A 13,814-nucleotide genomic window follows, 5' to 3' on the forward strand; every position below is an offset into this window, starting at 1 on the left:
AACTCTAGCAGCTGTGGTCTGTTTCGCCGGATGGCGTCAGGCTTTTTGACCGCTGGTCTACTGGCCGGATGCCATTCAACAAGCCCTACTAGTCTCTCAGACGTGCGATCGGAAACGCACGGTTGCACGGCCTGCCGTCAACCTCGGGCAGGTCTCCCGAAACTTCAAGGAGATGAGGTTCATGTCTAAATATGCAGTGGCAAATCAATGGGGCGGTAGTTCGGCACCGTGGCATCCGGGTGGAACCTGGGTGCTGGGCGGGCGGGACAACCAGCAAGTCGTCGCCATCGAGATCAAGTCGGGCGATGGCGGCAAAAGCTTCACCGGCACCATGACTTACGCCGGCGAAGGCCCGATTGGCTTCAAGGCGCAGCGCACCGGTCAGAATCAATACAACGTCGAGAACCAGTGGGGTGGCAATGATGCCCCATGGCATCCGGGCGGCAAGTGGGTGATCGGTGGCCGGGACAATCAGAACGTTGTCGCGTTGAGCGTCACTTCCAGCGATGGAGGGAAAAACCTCAGTGGCACCAATACCTACGCCAACGAAGGGCCGATCGGCTTCCGTGGGCAGATAGAGTAACGGCGCCTCCCAGGTCGTGTCCGCCCCTTCACAGACGTGTGAAAGGGCGGATCAGCCGGCTCAGGCCGTCGGCAGGGCCAGGGCCTGGCCCATTTGCACTGGCGAACCCGCCACCAGTTCTTCAGCCCATTTCACTTGATCCGGGCCAAACAGCACGATTGCCGTCGAACCCAGCTTGAAGCGCCCCAGTTCCGCGCCTTTTTCCAGATGAATCGGTGCTCGGGCGGCTTCGTCGTAGCGGAAGGTTTTCAGTTCGCGCTTCGGTGGAGTGACCAGACCGGCCCACACGGTTTCGATCGACGCGACGATCATCGCGCCGACCAGCACCACGGCCATCGGCCCGCGCTCGGTGTCGAAGATGCACGCCACACGCTCGTTGCGGGCGAACAGCTCCGGAACGTTTTCCGCGGTGGTCTGGTTGACCGAGAAGATCCGGCCCGGGATATAGACCATCTCGCGCAGAGTGCCGGCCAGCGGCATGTGCACGCGGTGGTAATCCTTCGGCGACAGGTAAATGGTGGCGAAGTCGCCGCCCATGAACGGCGCGGCATTCGCCGTGTCACCGCCCAGCAGTTCCAGCACGCTGAAGCTGTGGCCCTTGGCCTGGAACACGCGACCGTGTTCGATCGGGCCGAGCTGGCTGACTGCACCGTCGGCCGGGCTGAGGATCGCGCCCGGGGTCTGATCCAGTGGCCGCGCGCCGTCTTTCAGGGCTCGGGTGAAGAACGCGTTGAAGTGCTCGTAGGCGGTCAGGTCTTCGACCAGCGCTTGCGACATGTCCACCTGATAGCGCTTGGCGAACCACTGGGTGAAGGCATTCTTGAACCAGCGCACGCGGCACTCGGCAACGCAGCCGGCCAGGCGCGACAGCAGGTGATGAGGCAGCAGGTACTGGCTGAGAATAAACAGACGCTCTTTCATTAGTTGTCCTTAGAACCTTGAATCTCGACAGGCGTATCAGGGTGGTTGCCCCATTCGCCCCAGGAACCGGCGTAGCCCTTGACCCGCGGATAACCGAGGGACTTGGCCACCAGATAGGTGAAGCCCGACCGGTGATGGGTCTGGCAGTGGGTAATGATTTCTTTGTCCTTGGTGATCCCGAGGTCTTCGAGGATCTGCGGCATGTCCGTGCGAATCCGCAATTGACGCGCCTTGTCCATGCCGGCCGTCCACTCGAAGTTCACCGCGCCGGGGATGTGTCCACCCTTGGCGGCCAGGACTTTCTCGCCGGAATATTCCAGCGGCCCGCGAGCGTCCCAGATCGCCAGATCGGCGGCGCCGAGACGGCTTTGCAGGTATTCGCGAGTGGCGGTCGGCTCGTCGTGCAGGGTCAGCGCCACCGGGCCGCCCACCGCAGGCGGAACCTGGATCGACATCGGCATCCCGGCTTCCAGCCACGCCGGCAGACCGCCGTCGACGTAGTGGTATTTGTCGTGATCGATCACGTCGAGCAGCCAGATGAAACGTCCGGCCCAGCCGCCGCCTTCGTCGTCGTAGACCACGTAGACCGCGTCCTGGCGATGGCCCAACTCACCGAACAACGCCTCCAGATCGGCTTTGGCCGGCAGCAGCCCCGGCGCGGGTGGCTGACCGAGTTGGGTGCGCTTGGGATCGACAAAGCGTGCGCCGGGCAGATGGCCCTCGGTATAGCGGGCGGCACTGGTCAGGTCCACCAGAATCAGTTCGCTGGCATCCAGCCGAGGGAGCAGGTCGCTCGGTTCGATGACGAGCGGCAAGCCAGAGAAGTCAGACATGTGAGGTCTCCAGAGCACAAAGGGGGGGATTGTAGCGCAGCCTCATCGGCCACGGCTGCTAAAGCTGTGCAGGGCTTTTTCGATGCACTGGGCGGTTTTGCCGAAAGCCTGCACGCTGATGTCGGCGAACGGCCCGCCGCCCTGGTCGGCCACGACGATCATGATCACCCGGCCGTTATTGACCAGCGAGCGCAGGAACAGGTGCTCGCCACGGAATAGCGCACGCAGGCCCGGCGGCAGCAATGCGGAAAATTGCGCGTTGTTCTCGGGGGTGATCCGCACCTGTGCCTGCTGCGCGAGCAACCGTTGCAGGACTTTGCTCTGACTGACGACAAAGTTCAGCGCGGCGGCTTCCTTCGGCAAACCGAAGGTCTGGTTCACTCGCAGATTCGATTGCGTGCGGTCGGCCATCAGAATCATCACCCGGCGCATGCCGCTGGCGACCAGCGCATCACGGGCGGCGACGGTCAGGCTCATGGCATTGGTGAAGCGGCTCGGCTCGGCCAGCAGTTCGGCGCATTGTCGGCGCCACTGCGTCAGATCCTCGGCATTCGGCGCCGCCGCCGGCAGCATCCCGGCCGGCAAGCGATGGGTGCCCCATGGCCATAATAATGAAACGGCCGGGTGCCACAGATCGGGCATGGCATGCTGGCGCGCACTGTTGGCGGCTTGCTGGTGCAACTGCTGCTGCACTTCGTCCATCGAGATTTGCAGATAAAGGCTGGTCAGGTACTGCCAGCGCTCGCTGTGCGGACTGTCCCAGGCCTGTTGTGCCGACAGCGCCAGACCGTTGGCCAGCAACACGGTGTTGGCCGGCTGGTTGAGCCAGCGGCGCAGAGTCGGATCGTCGTCGAGGCGATTCTGCTGGCGCAACGGATGTTCGCTGTCGCGGGCGATGCGCAGTACTTTCACCAGTTCGCGCTGTTCGCTGAGCAGCAGTTTATAGCCCTGCTGCACCCAGATCGGCAGGTGCCAGACTTGCACCAGCGCCTCGGCGATCTTCAGCAGGCGCACGCCAAACAATTGCTTCTCGACCGTGCGCGCCGATTCGCCCTTGTGGATAACCCGCAGCTCCCACTCTTCGAGCAACTCTGGAAACGTCAGCGCCAGCGGCCATAACGGCGACAGAAACAACAGGCTGCCCCAGTGAATGTCCTGCCACAGGCGCGCCAGGCGACTGGCAAAAAAACCGTTGGCCTGTTGTGTCGCGTGCTGGCTGAGCATCTGCAGTTGGCGCAACGCCTTGGGGATCTGCATCTGCGGTTCGACGGGCAGACGTGCGAGCAATTCTTCGGTACGCGCGAGGCCCAGACGGTTGATCGCCACCTCGAGATTTTCCGCCGGAGCGGCCATCGTGCCGTGGGTGTGACGATTAGCCTCACGGATGATGCTCAAGGCCAGCGCCGGGCTGTCCTGCATCAGGTCGGCGATGTCGCGCAGCGAGCTGCGGTTGTCGCGGATCGCCCGGCAAACCTTGTCGTGCGCCTCTTGCGGCACGGGCAGGCGCACGCCATCGAGCAGTTTGACCCAGCCCTCGAGCGTGGTCGGTTTTGCGTGTGGGACGTTCGTTTCATTAGCCATGTCTGGACGAGATCTTCACTGACTGTAGACGCGCCCGGCATGGGCTAAATTGGCTTTTCGCCTGAACTGGCTATAGTCTGGCGCAGTTTTGCCGATAAGTAGAAGAAGAGATTTTTTAACTTCCGAATATGACCTTGAACCCGACTTAAATAAGTACTTTCTACCTATGGCTAAAATTATCGGCATCATCGTCGTATTCGCGAGCGTGCTCGGCGGATACGTGCTCTCCCATGGCAAAATTGCCGCCCTGATCCAGCCTTTCGAGGTGATGATCATCGGTGGTGCGGCCCTTGGTGCATTCCTCCAGGCCAACCCCGGTTACATGACGATGCACGTGCTCAAGAAATCCCTGAGCATGTTCAGTTCGCGTTTCAGCCACACGTTCTATCTGGAAGTGCTCGGCCTGATCTACGAGATCCTCAACAAGAGCCGCCGTGAAGGCATGATGGCCATCGAAGGCGACATCGAAGACGCTGCCGCGAGCCCGATCTTCGCCAAGTACCCGGCCGTGCTCAAAGACGAGCGCATGACCGCGTTCATCTGCGATTACCTGCGCATCATGTCCTCCGGCAACATGGCTCCGCATGAGCTGGAAGGCCTGTTCGACATGGAACTCTACAGCCTCAAGGAAGACCTCGAGCACCCGTCCCATGCGGTGAACGGCATTGCCGACGCCATGCCCGGTTTCGGTATCGTCGCGGCGGTACTGGGTATCGTGGTGACCATGGCCTCGCTGGGTGAAGGCGATCAGAAATCCATCGGTCTGCACGTGGGTGCGGCACTGGTCGGTACCTTCTTCGGTATTCTCGCGGCCTACGGTTTCTTCGGGCCGTTGGCGCATTCCCTGGCGCACGATGCCAAGGAAGAACTGAATGTCTACGAAGCCATCAAGGCCTCGCTGGTGGCTTCGGCTTCCGGTATGCCGCCATCGCTGGCCGTGGAGTTCGGGCGCAAGGTTCTGTACCCGGCGCACCGTCCAAGCTTTGCCGAGCTGGAACAAGCCGTTCGCGGTCGCTAAGCCATGGAAAATAATCAGCCGATAATCATCAAGCGCGTCAAGCGCATAGCCGGTGGGCACCACGGCGGGGCGTGGAAAATCGCCTTCGCCGACTTCGCCACGGCGATGATGGCGTTCTTCCTGGTGTTGTGGCTGCTGTCCACCGCAACGCCTGAGCAGAAGATCGCCATCGCCGGTTACTTCAAGGACCCGGTCGGCTTCTCCGAAAGTGGCACGCCGTACATCATTGATCTGGGCGGCACGCCGACCCTGGCGCCGGAAAACACCCTCAACCCTGAGGTGAAGTCGCAGCCGCAACCGGACAAGGTCACGGTCGACACCGAGCAGGTCGAAGGCATGGCCGAGCAGGTCGAGAAAGAACGCCTGGAGCTGTTGCTGCAAGAACTGCAGAACAAGGTCGACGAGAACCCGCAACTGCAGAAGTTCAAGGATCAGATCCTGTTCGAGATCACCCCGAACGGCTTGCGCATTCAGATCATGGACGCGGAAAACCGGCCGATGTTCGACTCGGGCTCGGCACGTCTGAAGCCGTACTTCGAAGACATCCTGCTGGCCATGGCCGACACCATCAAAGCGGTGCCGAACAAGATCAGCATCAGCGGCCACACCGACGCCAAGCCGTACACCGGCACCGGCGATTTCGGTAACTGGGAGCTCTCGGCCAACCGTGCCAACGCCGCGCGGCGTGCGCTGGTGGCAGGCAGCTATCCGGATTCGCAAGTGGCGCGGGTAGTCGGTTATGCCTCGTCGGCGCTGTTCGACAAGGAAAACCCGTTCAACCCGGTCAACCGCCGCATCGACATCGTGGTCCTGACCAAAAAGGCCCAAGCGGCCATCGAAGGCTCGCAAGGTGCCGACCCGGCCAAGCCTGCCGCCGAGGGTCAGAACGGCGCCGCTCCGGCGGCGCCGGTCGATCCGAACGCGCTGCCGGCGGATCAGCAACCGGTGCCGGCCCATGAATTGCGCGAACGTTTGAACCTGTTCGACGACGCCGCACCGAAACCGGCCGCGCCGGGTACTGCGGCGCCAGCGCCAGCAGCTCCGCCAGCAGCTGCACCGGCCCCCGCACCGAAGCAGTGACCGACAAAAAAGCCGACAGTGATGTCGGCTTTTTTGTGGCCGTCGATTGGCCTCAGAAACCGCGCCGAATCCGGTTTTTCAGTTGTTCATGGAAAAGATCGGCGTTGCGCTTATAGGTGCCGCTGAAGGATTCGTTGCTCGAATCCAGCGTCATCGAGCGCTTGCTCGATACTTCTTCGCGATAGGCATCGATGAAGAAATTCAGATCACTGGCCGTGCTCAACTTCGGCCACTTGTCCAGATACTCCGGCAAATTTGCCTGCCCGGTGCGGAACGAGCAGATCCGGCGATTGCTGATTGTCGCTTCGCCGATTTCGAACGGCACCCACCACGACAGTGCGGTTTTTTCCGAAACCACCGCCAGCAGGTGTGTGCATTCGGTGATGTTGCGGGTGATCACCCCGGTGATGTCGTCGGTGGTCTGCGACTCCGGGTCGAGTACGTCGAGGTAGGTCTTGATGTTGGCCTGCATCAATTGCGCATTGATCGCCATGGCCTGCGGTCGATCGATGTGGCGGTAGCTGATGAATACGGGCATCAGAAGTGTCCTTTTATGGCGAGTTCACGGTAATAGGCGCCGAGCGCCGTGAGGCCGCAGCCGGTGGAGTGGAGCGCGGCGTAGTACATGTGTTCGGCATCGACCGGTTCGATGAGGCTGTGGCGATTGCACTTTTGCAGTTGGGCGAAAACCTCGCCGTGCTCCGGGTCGAACGTTGCTTCGGTGGGTTCGTAGCTGGGGGCAAGGCGGAACGTCGATTCAGCTTCGGCGAACCATTCCGGCAGTTTGCGCAGAATCTCCTTGGGGATCAGCGGCGAAACCTCGCGCAGGGAAATGAACTGCGAGACGTTGGTTTTGAACACCGGACGCTGCTCCCAGGCGTCGAGCGCGTTGTCGACGAAGGAATACAGGCTGCCCGGTGTGATCTTGCCGAGAATGTTCGCCGCACCGCCGTGCAGGGCCTGCAACAGCAAGCCGGTGAAGACACCGTGTTGCGCGCCTTCCATGGCTGGCTCTTCCTTTTTGCAGGCGGTCAGGATGGTCATGCCTTCGCCGACTACGCTGCTTTCGCTGCGCAAGGCGCGCACTTCGCCGGCCGCGCCGCTCTGGCAGCAGTCGAGGATGATCACTTTGTTTTTGATTTTCGTGGCTTTGGCGGCCCAGTTGAGAATGTCGCTGATGCGGATGCCGTCCTTGGCGCTGCGATAGTCCTGCGGCAGGAGCATGCCTTCATCGTTGTCGCTGTCGAAGCCGCCGTGCCCGGCGAAGTACAGCAGGGCGACGTTGCAGTCGCCGGAGAACAGCTCGCGAATCTGGTCTTCGAGCTTGCCTCGGCCGAGGTCGTCTTCAGCCGAGGTCAGCACCACATTCTTGAAGTTGGGGTCACCGTTGGCGTCGGTTTTCAGCACGGACGCCATGGCCATGGCGTCGTTGCAGCAACCGCTCAAGGGCGAAACGTGCGAGTAGTGGTTGATGCCGATAAACAGTCCCTTGCGCATGTTCACACCGCCGTGTGCTGACGGATCGCACCGATGATGCTGTTGGTGTTCCACGCGCACTCGGCGTGTGCCGCCTCACGTACTACCGTGGAAATGCGCTCGGCGCCGAACGGCTTGATCGCGATGATCACTTTGCCCATGCGCTTGGCGATCTCGATTTCCTTGTTGATCCACTTGCTGTAAGTCGAATACATCCCGGCCATGATCAGCACCGCCGAGCACGGGCGAATCTTGTTCTCGATGGCTTCTACGAGTTGCTTGTCGGTCTGCGCGCCCATGATCGGGTTGTGCGGCGGCACGGAAAAATTCTTGAAACTGAAATCCGGTCTGGCGCCGAGCAGGCGTACCAGATTGTCGTGAGCGTGGGCGTAGCTCCACGAATGGCTGATAAACAAATGGTAGGTCTGCATGGGGTTCCTCGAAGGTCGCGAAGGTGCGAAGGAGGACCCCAATCTAGGCATCTGACGCGAGCCTACAAGGGCTGGGCGGTGAAAGAGAAATGTCCTGCAAAAGGGTGCGAACGAGTCTGTCAGAAGAGTCTGACGTTTAACGGAATCGAGGATTTGTCAGGCGCGGTCCGACATCCGGCAGCCCTCGGGCGAGAGGCTGCCGGTGCAGATGTTTAGTAGCCGTTTTCCGGCAGGCTGGCGATGATCGAGCGGTAGCTGTTCATCCGCTGCTGCTGCACGCGGCCGTCTTCCAGGGCCTTGAGCAGTGCGCAACCGGGTTCACGATCGTGCTTGCAGTCGCGGAAGCGGCAAGTGCCAAGAAGGTCGTTGAACTCGATGAAGCCGGCTTCGACGTCGGCGCGGCTGACGTGGCCCAGGCCGAATTCGCGGATACCCGGGGAGTCGATCAACTCGCCGCCGCCCGGGAAGTGGAACAGGCGTGCGGTGGTCGTGGTGTGCGTGCCCTGGCCGGACAACTCCGACAGTGGGCCGACACGGGTTTCGACTTCCGGCAGCAGGCTGTTGACCAGCGACGACTTGCCGACGCCGGACTGGCCGACGAACACGCTGATGCGCCCGTCGAGCTGCTTCTGCAACTGCTCCATGCCGTTGCCGTGATGCGCCGAGACTTCCAGCACCGGATAACCCAGCGTGCGGTACACCGCCAGCAGGGCATTGAGCGCCGGGGCGTTCTGCTCGTCGATAAGGTCGAACTTGTTCAGCAACAGCAGCGGGCGGATGCCGGCGTGTTCGGCGGCGACCAGGTAGCGGTCGATCAGGTTGGCATGCGGCTCGGGTAGCGGTGCGAAGACGATGACGATCATGTCGACGTTCGCGGCGACCGGCTTGAGCTGGCCACGGCTGTCCGGGCGGCAGAGCTCGGTGTTGCGCGGCAATTGCGCGACGATCACCCCGATGCCCTGGTTGCCGGCGCGCCAGACCACCCGATCACCGGTTACCAGCGCCGGCAGGTTGGCGCGCAAGTGGCAACGGAAAACCTGGCCGGCCTGTTCGCCATCCACGGCCTCGACTTCGACCTGCACACCGAAGTGGGCGATCACCAGACCGTGCTGCTCGGGGCCGAGGTCGCCGCCCTCGAGGGCTTCGACCGCCGAGGACTCGCGTTTGGCAGCGCGCGCGGCGCGCTCGCCCTGAATCTTTTCGATGCGCCAGTTTTGACGACGATTGAGTTGGCGTTTGGCCATGGGTGTTCCGTCTGAAGAATGCAGCGATTAGGTAAAACGGCCGCGAGTTTAGCACGCCCGGGCACCGGCCTAGGCTAAACTGCGCAGCATTGCCTAGGAGCCCGAATATGCAAAACCCGCAGAACCTGATCTGGATCGACCTGGAAATGACCGGCCTGGATCCGGAGAACGACGTCATCATCGAAATGGCCACCATTGTCACTGACAGTGACCTGAACACCCTGGCCGAAGGCCCGGTGATCGCCATTCACCACAGTGACGAAGTGCTCGCCCGCATGGACGAGTGGAACACCCGCACCCACGGCAACTCGGGCCTGACCCAGCGCGTGCGTGACAGCCGTATCAGCATGGCCGAAGCCGAGGCCGAAACCATCGCTTTCCTGGAAAAGTGGGTGCCAAAAGGCAAGTCGCCGATCTGCGGCAACAGCATCTGCCAGGATCGTCGCTTCCTTTATACCCACATGAAGGCACTGGAAAGCTACTTCCACTACCGCAACCTCGATGTGTCGACGCTCAAAGAGCTGGCCGCACGCTGGGCACCGGATGTGCGCGACAGCTTCAAGAAGGGCAGCACCCACCTGGCGCTGGACGACATCCGCGAGTCGATCGCCGAACTGCAGCACTACCGCAAGCATTTCATCAAGTTCTGATGCTGACCCTGTAGGAGCTGCCGCAGGCTGCGATCTTTTGATCTTGTTTTTTAAAGGCAACATCAAAAGATCGTCCGATCGCGGCCCGAGCCTGCGGCAGCTCCTACAGGGGATCGTCGTGTTCGCGCCCCCTTCTGGTGCGGCGCTGAAATGGCTAGACTGCGCGCCTTCCTGCCAGGACCGCCGCCATGTTGCTGATGCTTTATCTGATCGCCATTACCGCTGAAGCCATGACCGGCGCGCTGTCTGCCGGACGGCGCGGCATGGACTGGTTCGGGGTGGTGCTGATCGCCTGCGTCACGGCGCTGGGTGGTGGTTCGGTACGTGACGTGTTGCTCGGACACTACCCGCTGACCTGGGTCAAACACCCGGAATACCTGGTGCTGACTTCGGCCGCCGCAATGCTCACCGTGTTCACCGCGCGCTGGATGCGTCACCTGCGTTCACTGTTCCTGGTACTCGATGCGGTCGGTCTGGTGGCGTTCACCCTGATCGGCTGCATGACCGCGCTGGAAATGGGCCACGGCATGCTGGTGGCCTCGGTCAGCGGGGTGATCACCGGAGTCTTCGGCGGAATCCTGCGCGACATCTTCTGCAACGACATCCCGCTGATCTTCCGCCGCGAACTGTACGCCAGCGTCTCGTTCGCCGCCGCGTGGTGCTACATGCTCTGCCTGTACCTGAATGTGCCGAGCGAGCAGGCGATTCTGATTACCTTGTTCGGCGGTTTTCTGTTGCGGTTGCTGGCAATTCGGTTCCACTGGGAAATGCCCAAGTTCGTCTACAACGACGAGCATTAATGCATTCCCCTGTAGGAGCTGCCGCAGGCTGCGATCCTTTGATCTTGTCTTTTAAATATCAAAGTCAAAAGATCGTCCGATCGCGGCCCGAGCCTGCGGCAGCTCCTACAATTGACCGTGCTGTCTCAGCGCCCACTCGACATGTTCACGCACCAGCTCTGATGGGTAATCACGGCGCGCCTTCAAGGCCTCCAGCACCGGAATGCTCGACGGCGCGTTGCCCAGCCCGACCGCCAGATTGCGTAGCCAGCGCTCGTAACCGGCACGGCGCAGCGGTGAGCCTTCGGTGCTGCTGAGAAATTTATCCTCGTCCCACATGAACAGCTCCGCCAGTTCGGCGTTGTCCAGGTTGTGCCGTGGCTTGAAATCGCTTTCCCCGGATGGCTTGGCGAAGCGGTTCCACGGGCAGACGATCTGGCAGTCGTCGCAGCCGAACACGCGGTTGCCGATCAGCGGGCGCAGGTCTTCGGGGATGGCGTTTTTCAGTTCAATGGTCAGGTAGGAGATGCAGCGCCGGGCGTCCAGCACATAGGGGCCGACGAAGGCGTTGGTCGGGCAGATGTCCAGGCACGCCGTGCAGCGCCCGCAATGTTCGCTGCTGTGCGGTTCGTCCACCGGCAGCGGCAGATCGACGAACAGTTCACTCAGGAAGAAATAACTGCCGGCCTTGCGGTTCAGTACCAAAGTGTTTTTGCCGATCCAGCCCAGCCCGGCCTGCTCGGCGATGGCTTTTTCCAGCACCGGGGCGCTGTCGACGAAGGCGCGAAAACCGAACGGGCCGATCTCGGATTGAATCTTGTCGGCCAATTGCTGCACACGTTTACGGATCAATTTGTGGTAATCGCGGCCCAAGGCATAACGCGAAACGTAGGCTTTCTCCGGTTGCGCGAGCATTTGCGCCATTTGCGTGTCGCCGGGCAGGTAGTCCATGCGCAGCGAAACCACGCGCAACGTACCCGGGACCAGTTCCTCCGGATGCGAGCGTTTGCTGCCGTGAGCGCCCATGTAATCCATTTCGCCGTGGTAGCCGGCGGCGAGCCAGCGCTCCAGGTGCTGCTCATGCTCGGCCAGGTCCAGACCGCTGATGCCGACTTGCTGAAAGCCCAGCTCGCGGCCCCAATCCTTGATCGATTGGGCGAGGGCGGGCAGATCTGTGGTGATGGCGGACATGAGGCGAGAGAAACCGGAGCTGAGGTGCGTATAATTCTGCCAGACATCGGAGCCCGAAGACGCATGCCGCACACGAAAGATGAATTACCCGACGCGCTGTATGGCGCCGCACAGGTGCGAGCACTCGATGCGCGGTTGATCGCTGCGGGCACGCCGGGCTTCGAATTGATGCAGCGCGCCGCTCACGCGACCTGGCGTGCACTGGTACGGCAATGGCCGTCGGCGGGCGAAATGACTGTGCTTGCCGGGCATGGCAACAACGCCGGTGATGGTTTTCTGATCGCCGCGCTGGCGCATCGGGCCGGGTGGGCGGTGCGGGTGCTCGCAGTCGGTGATCCGCAACGCTTGCAGGGCGACGCGGCGCAGGCTTATGCGCAGGCCATCAACGATGGCGTCGCCGTGCAGGGCTGGACCGTGCAAAGCGAGCTGCGCGGGGTGATTGTCGATGCCTTGCTCGGCACCGGGCTGGCCGGCGATGTCCGTGAGCCGTATGCCGCTGCGATCAAGGCGATCAATGCCAGTGGCCAGCCGGTGGTGGCGGTGGATATTCCTTCCGGACTGTGTGCCGATACCGGGCATGTCCTCGGCGTTGCGGTTCGCGCTGACCTTACCGTGACCTTTATCGGCTTGAAGCTTGGCCTGTTCACCGGGGCGGCGGCGGATCAGGTCGGTGCGTTGGTGTTTAACGATCTGCAAGCCGCCGGCGACATCTACCGTGACATTCCTGTCAGCGCTGTGCGTCTCTCGGTGGCTAATCTTCCACGATTGGCCCCGCGTGCGCCCGCTGCACACAAAGGGCGCTTCGGGCATTTGCTACTGATCGGTGGCGATCAGGGTTTTGGCGGGGCGATTCTGCTCAGCAGCGAAAGTGCGCTGCGTGGTGGCGCCGGGATGGTGTCGCTGGCAACCCGTGCGGAACATGTCCCGGCAGCACTGACGCGGATGCCGGAAGTCATGGTGCTCGGCACGTCGTCAGCCAATCAGTTGATGGGGCTGCTGGAAAAGGTTTCGGTGCTGGTGGTTGGTCCGGGGCTCGGGCAGGCGAGTTGGGGGCGGGCGCTGTTATCCGCTGCTGCCAATGCGCCGCTGCCACAGGTTTGGGACGCCGACGCATTGAATCTGCTGGCGAGCGGTTTTGTTCGCCTGCCTGGGGACTGCGTGATCACCCCGCATCCGGGCGAGGCGGCGCGCCTGCTGGGGATCAGCACTGCCGAGGTGCAGGCAGATCGTCCGGCCGCCGCGCGGGCGTTGAGCAAAAAATACTCGGCCGTCGTCGTGCTCAAAGGCGCCGGCAGCCTGATCGCCCACCCCGATGGGCGTCTGGCGCTGTGTCATCAAGGCCATCCGGCCATGGCCACCGCCGGCCTGGGCGACGTACTCGCCGGCTTGACTGGCGCGTTGTTGGCCCAAGGCATGGGCGGCTACGATGCCGCGTGCCTGGCAGTCTGGCTGCACGCCAATGCCGGCGCGCAACTGGGTAAATTCGGCCGTGGACTGGCGGCCAGTGATCTGATTCCAGTCATTCGTCAGTTGTTGGAGGAGCATGCACCGTGTCTGAAGTAACCCTGTACCTGGCCGATGAACAGGCCATGAGCGACTTTGGCGCACGGATCGCCCGCGTTACCCAGGGCCACGGCCTGATTTTCCTGGAAGGCAATCTGGGCATGGGTAAAACCACCCTGTCGCGGGGCATTATTCGTGGGCTGGGGCATGTCGGCGCGGTAAAAAGTCCGACCTTCACCCTGGTCGAACCCTACGAGATCGGCGACGTGCGTGCCTTCCACTTCGACCTGTATCGTCTGGTCGATCCGGAGGAGCTGGAGTTCCTCGGCATCCGCGACTATTTCGAAGACGACGCCCTGTGCCTGATCGAGTGGCCCGATAAAGGTGCAGGCTTTTTGCCAAAGCCTGACCTGACCATTACCATTAGCCCGCAAGACAGCGGGCGTTCGCTGAAAATTTTATCCCAGGGCTCGCGTGGCGAGGCCTGGTGTGCCGCTTTGGCATTGGAATCCAATTAAATGATG

The 13,814-nt window shown here is 61.8% G+C and carries 15 protein-coding genes; 7 read left to right on the plus strand and 8 right to left on the minus strand.

Going from position 1 to position 13,814, the window contains the following annotated elements; all coding sequences use genetic code 11:
* The first annotated feature begins 181 nt into the window (after window positions 1-181).
* Entirely contained in the window at window positions 182-583 is a 402-nt protein-coding gene (locus tag LOY52_RS02550) for a hypothetical protein (protein WP_027611401.1), read from the plus strand.
* Between the two features lie 60 nt (window positions 584-643).
* Here the strand turns inward: LOY52_RS02550 and asd are convergent, their stop codons facing one another.
* Genes asd through LOY52_RS02565 form a run of 3 tightly spaced genes read right to left on the minus strand, consistent with a single transcriptional unit; the run spans window position 644 to window position 3,918 of the window.
* Entirely contained in the window at window positions 644-1,504 is an 861-nt protein-coding gene (gene asd, locus LOY52_RS02555) for an archaetidylserine decarboxylase (protein WP_027611402.1), read from the minus strand.
* Window positions 1,504-2,337, minus strand: coding sequence for a thiosulfate sulfurtransferase (gene rhdA / locus LOY52_RS02560; protein WP_258678089.1), 834 nt, complete (start codon window positions 2,335-2,337; stop codon window positions 1,504-1,506). The genes asd and rhdA overlap by 1 nt, the downstream gene beginning before the upstream one ends.
* A gap of 42 nt (window positions 2,338-2,379) precedes the next feature.
* Window positions 2,380-3,918: an HDOD domain-containing protein gene (locus LOY52_RS02565; RefSeq protein WP_258678090.1), complete on the minus strand. Its 1,539-nt coding sequence runs from the start codon at window positions 3,916-3,918 to the stop codon at window positions 2,380-2,382.
* A gap of 166 nt (window positions 3,919-4,084) precedes the next feature.
* Between LOY52_RS02565 and motA the strand changes: the two genes are divergently transcribed.
* Together motA and motB are read left to right on the plus strand one after the other, a co-directional pair.
* Window positions 4,085-4,936 carry a flagellar motor stator protein MotA gene (motA, locus tag LOY52_RS02570; protein ID WP_007952169.1) on the plus strand — a complete coding sequence of 284 codons (852 nt, stop codon included), beginning with the start codon at window positions 4,085-4,087 and terminating at the stop codon, window positions 4,934-4,936.
* A gap of 3 nt (window positions 4,937-4,939) precedes the next feature.
* Window positions 4,940-6,016 carry a flagellar motor protein MotB gene (gene motB / locus LOY52_RS02575; protein ID WP_258678091.1) on the plus strand — a complete coding sequence of 359 codons (1,077 nt, stop codon included), beginning with the start codon at window positions 4,940-4,942 and terminating at the stop codon, window positions 6,014-6,016.
* 52 nt (window positions 6,017-6,068) lie between these two features.
* Here motB and LOY52_RS02580 read toward each other — a convergent pair whose 3' ends face one another.
* The 4 genes from LOY52_RS02580 to rsgA form a co-directional block, all read right to left on the minus strand.
* Window positions 6,069-6,554, minus strand: coding sequence for a toll/interleukin-1 receptor domain-containing protein (locus tag LOY52_RS02580; RefSeq protein WP_258678092.1), 486 nt, complete (start codon window positions 6,552-6,554; stop codon window positions 6,069-6,071).
* The gene (locus LOY52_RS02585; protein WP_258678093.1) at window positions 6,554-7,513 is read right to left on the minus strand and encodes a caspase family protein; all 960 of its coding nucleotides are present in this window, start codon (window positions 7,511-7,513) and stop codon (window positions 6,554-6,556) included. The genes LOY52_RS02580 and LOY52_RS02585 overlap by 1 nt, the downstream gene beginning before the upstream one ends.
* A 2-nt stretch (window positions 7,514-7,515) precedes the next feature.
* Window positions 7,516-7,923, minus strand: coding sequence for a TIR domain-containing protein (locus tag LOY52_RS02590; protein WP_258678094.1), 408 nt, complete (start codon window positions 7,921-7,923; stop codon window positions 7,516-7,518).
* A 212-nt stretch (window positions 7,924-8,135) separates the two neighbouring features.
* Window positions 8,136-9,167, minus strand: a complete 1,032-nt coding sequence (rsgA, locus tag LOY52_RS02595) for a small ribosomal subunit biogenesis GTPase RsgA (protein WP_095138114.1) — start codon at window positions 9,165-9,167, stop codon at window positions 8,136-8,138.
* Window positions 9,168-9,274: 107 nt separating this feature from the next.
* On the opposite strand from rsgA, the gene orn reads away from it, so the two are divergent.
* The gene (orn, locus tag LOY52_RS02600; protein WP_003221098.1) at window positions 9,275-9,817 is read left to right on the plus strand and encodes an oligoribonuclease; all 543 of its coding nucleotides are present in this window, start codon (window positions 9,275-9,277) and stop codon (window positions 9,815-9,817) included.
* A 188-nt stretch (window positions 9,818-10,005) separates the two neighbouring features.
* Window positions 10,006-10,617 carry a trimeric intracellular cation channel family protein gene (locus LOY52_RS02605; protein WP_047290974.1) on the plus strand — a complete coding sequence of 204 codons (612 nt, stop codon included), beginning with the start codon at window positions 10,006-10,008 and terminating at the stop codon, window positions 10,615-10,617.
* Between the two features lie 105 nt (window positions 10,618-10,722).
* Here the strand turns inward: LOY52_RS02605 and queG are convergent, their stop codons facing one another.
* Entirely contained in the window at window positions 10,723-11,787 is a 1,065-nt protein-coding gene (gene queG / locus LOY52_RS02610) for a tRNA epoxyqueuosine(34) reductase QueG (protein WP_258678095.1), read from the minus strand.
* Window positions 11,788-11,850: 63 nt separating this feature from the next.
* Here queG and LOY52_RS02615 point away from each other — a divergent pair, with 63 nt between their 5' ends.
* Together LOY52_RS02615 and tsaE are read left to right on the plus strand one after the other, a co-directional pair.
* Window positions 11,851-13,350 carry an NAD(P)H-hydrate dehydratase gene (locus LOY52_RS02615; RefSeq protein ID WP_258678096.1) on the plus strand — a complete coding sequence of 500 codons (1,500 nt, stop codon included), beginning with the start codon at window positions 11,851-11,853 and terminating at the stop codon, window positions 13,348-13,350.
* A complete protein-coding gene (gene tsaE / locus LOY52_RS02620) occupies window positions 13,338-13,808 on the plus strand; it encodes a tRNA (adenosine(37)-N6)-threonylcarbamoyltransferase complex ATPase subunit type 1 TsaE (protein ID WP_007967425.1) in 471 nt (156 codons plus the stop codon). Before LOY52_RS02615 ends, tsaE begins: the two co-directional genes overlap by 13 nt.
* The last annotated feature ends 6 nt before the right edge of the window (window positions 13,809-13,814 follow it).

This window comes from Pseudomonas sp. B21-051, from assembly GCF_024748795.1.
GTDB classification, from domain to species: domain Bacteria; phylum Pseudomonadota; class Gammaproteobacteria; order Pseudomonadales; family Pseudomonadaceae; genus Aquipseudomonas; species Aquipseudomonas putida_A.

Coding starts and splice junctions, on each gene's coding strand:
- LOY52_RS02550 (WP_027611401.1), top strand. CDS start 182: ATGTCTAAATATGCAGTGGCAAATCAATGGGGCGGTAGTTCGGCACCG.
- asd (WP_027611402.1), bottom strand. CDS start 1,504: ATGAAAGAGCGTCTGTTTATTCTCAGCCAGTACCTGCTGCCTCATCAC.
- rhdA (WP_258678089.1), bottom strand. CDS start 2,337: ATGTCTGACTTCTCTGGCTTGCCGCTCGTCATCGAACCGAGCGACCTG.
- LOY52_RS02565 (WP_258678090.1), bottom strand. CDS start 3,918: ATGGCTAATGAAACGAACGTCCCACACGCAAAACCGACCACGCTCGAG.
- motA (WP_007952169.1), top strand. CDS start 4,085: ATGGCTAAAATTATCGGCATCATCGTCGTATTCGCGAGCGTGCTCGGC.
- motB (WP_258678091.1), top strand. CDS start 4,940: ATGGAAAATAATCAGCCGATAATCATCAAGCGCGTCAAGCGCATAGCC.
- LOY52_RS02580 (WP_258678092.1), bottom strand. CDS start 6,554: ATGCCCGTATTCATCAGCTACCGCCACATCGATCGACCGCAGGCCATG.
- LOY52_RS02585 (WP_258678093.1), bottom strand. CDS start 7,513: ATGCGCAAGGGACTGTTTATCGGCATCAACCACTACTCGCACGTTTCG.
- LOY52_RS02590 (WP_258678094.1), bottom strand. CDS start 7,923: ATGCAGACCTACCATTTGTTTATCAGCCATTCGTGGAGCTACGCCCAC.
- rsgA (WP_095138114.1), bottom strand. CDS start 9,167: ATGGCCAAACGCCAACTCAATCGTCGTCAAAACTGGCGCATCGAAAAG.
- orn (WP_003221098.1), top strand. CDS start 9,275: ATGCAAAACCCGCAGAACCTGATCTGGATCGACCTGGAAATGACCGGC.
- LOY52_RS02605 (WP_047290974.1), top strand. CDS start 10,006: ATGTTGCTGATGCTTTATCTGATCGCCATTACCGCTGAAGCCATGACC.
- queG (WP_258678095.1), bottom strand. CDS start 11,787: ATGTCCGCCATCACCACAGATCTGCCCGCCCTCGCCCAATCGATCAAG.
- LOY52_RS02615 (WP_258678096.1), top strand. CDS start 11,851: ATGCCGCACACGAAAGATGAATTACCCGACGCGCTGTATGGCGCCGCA.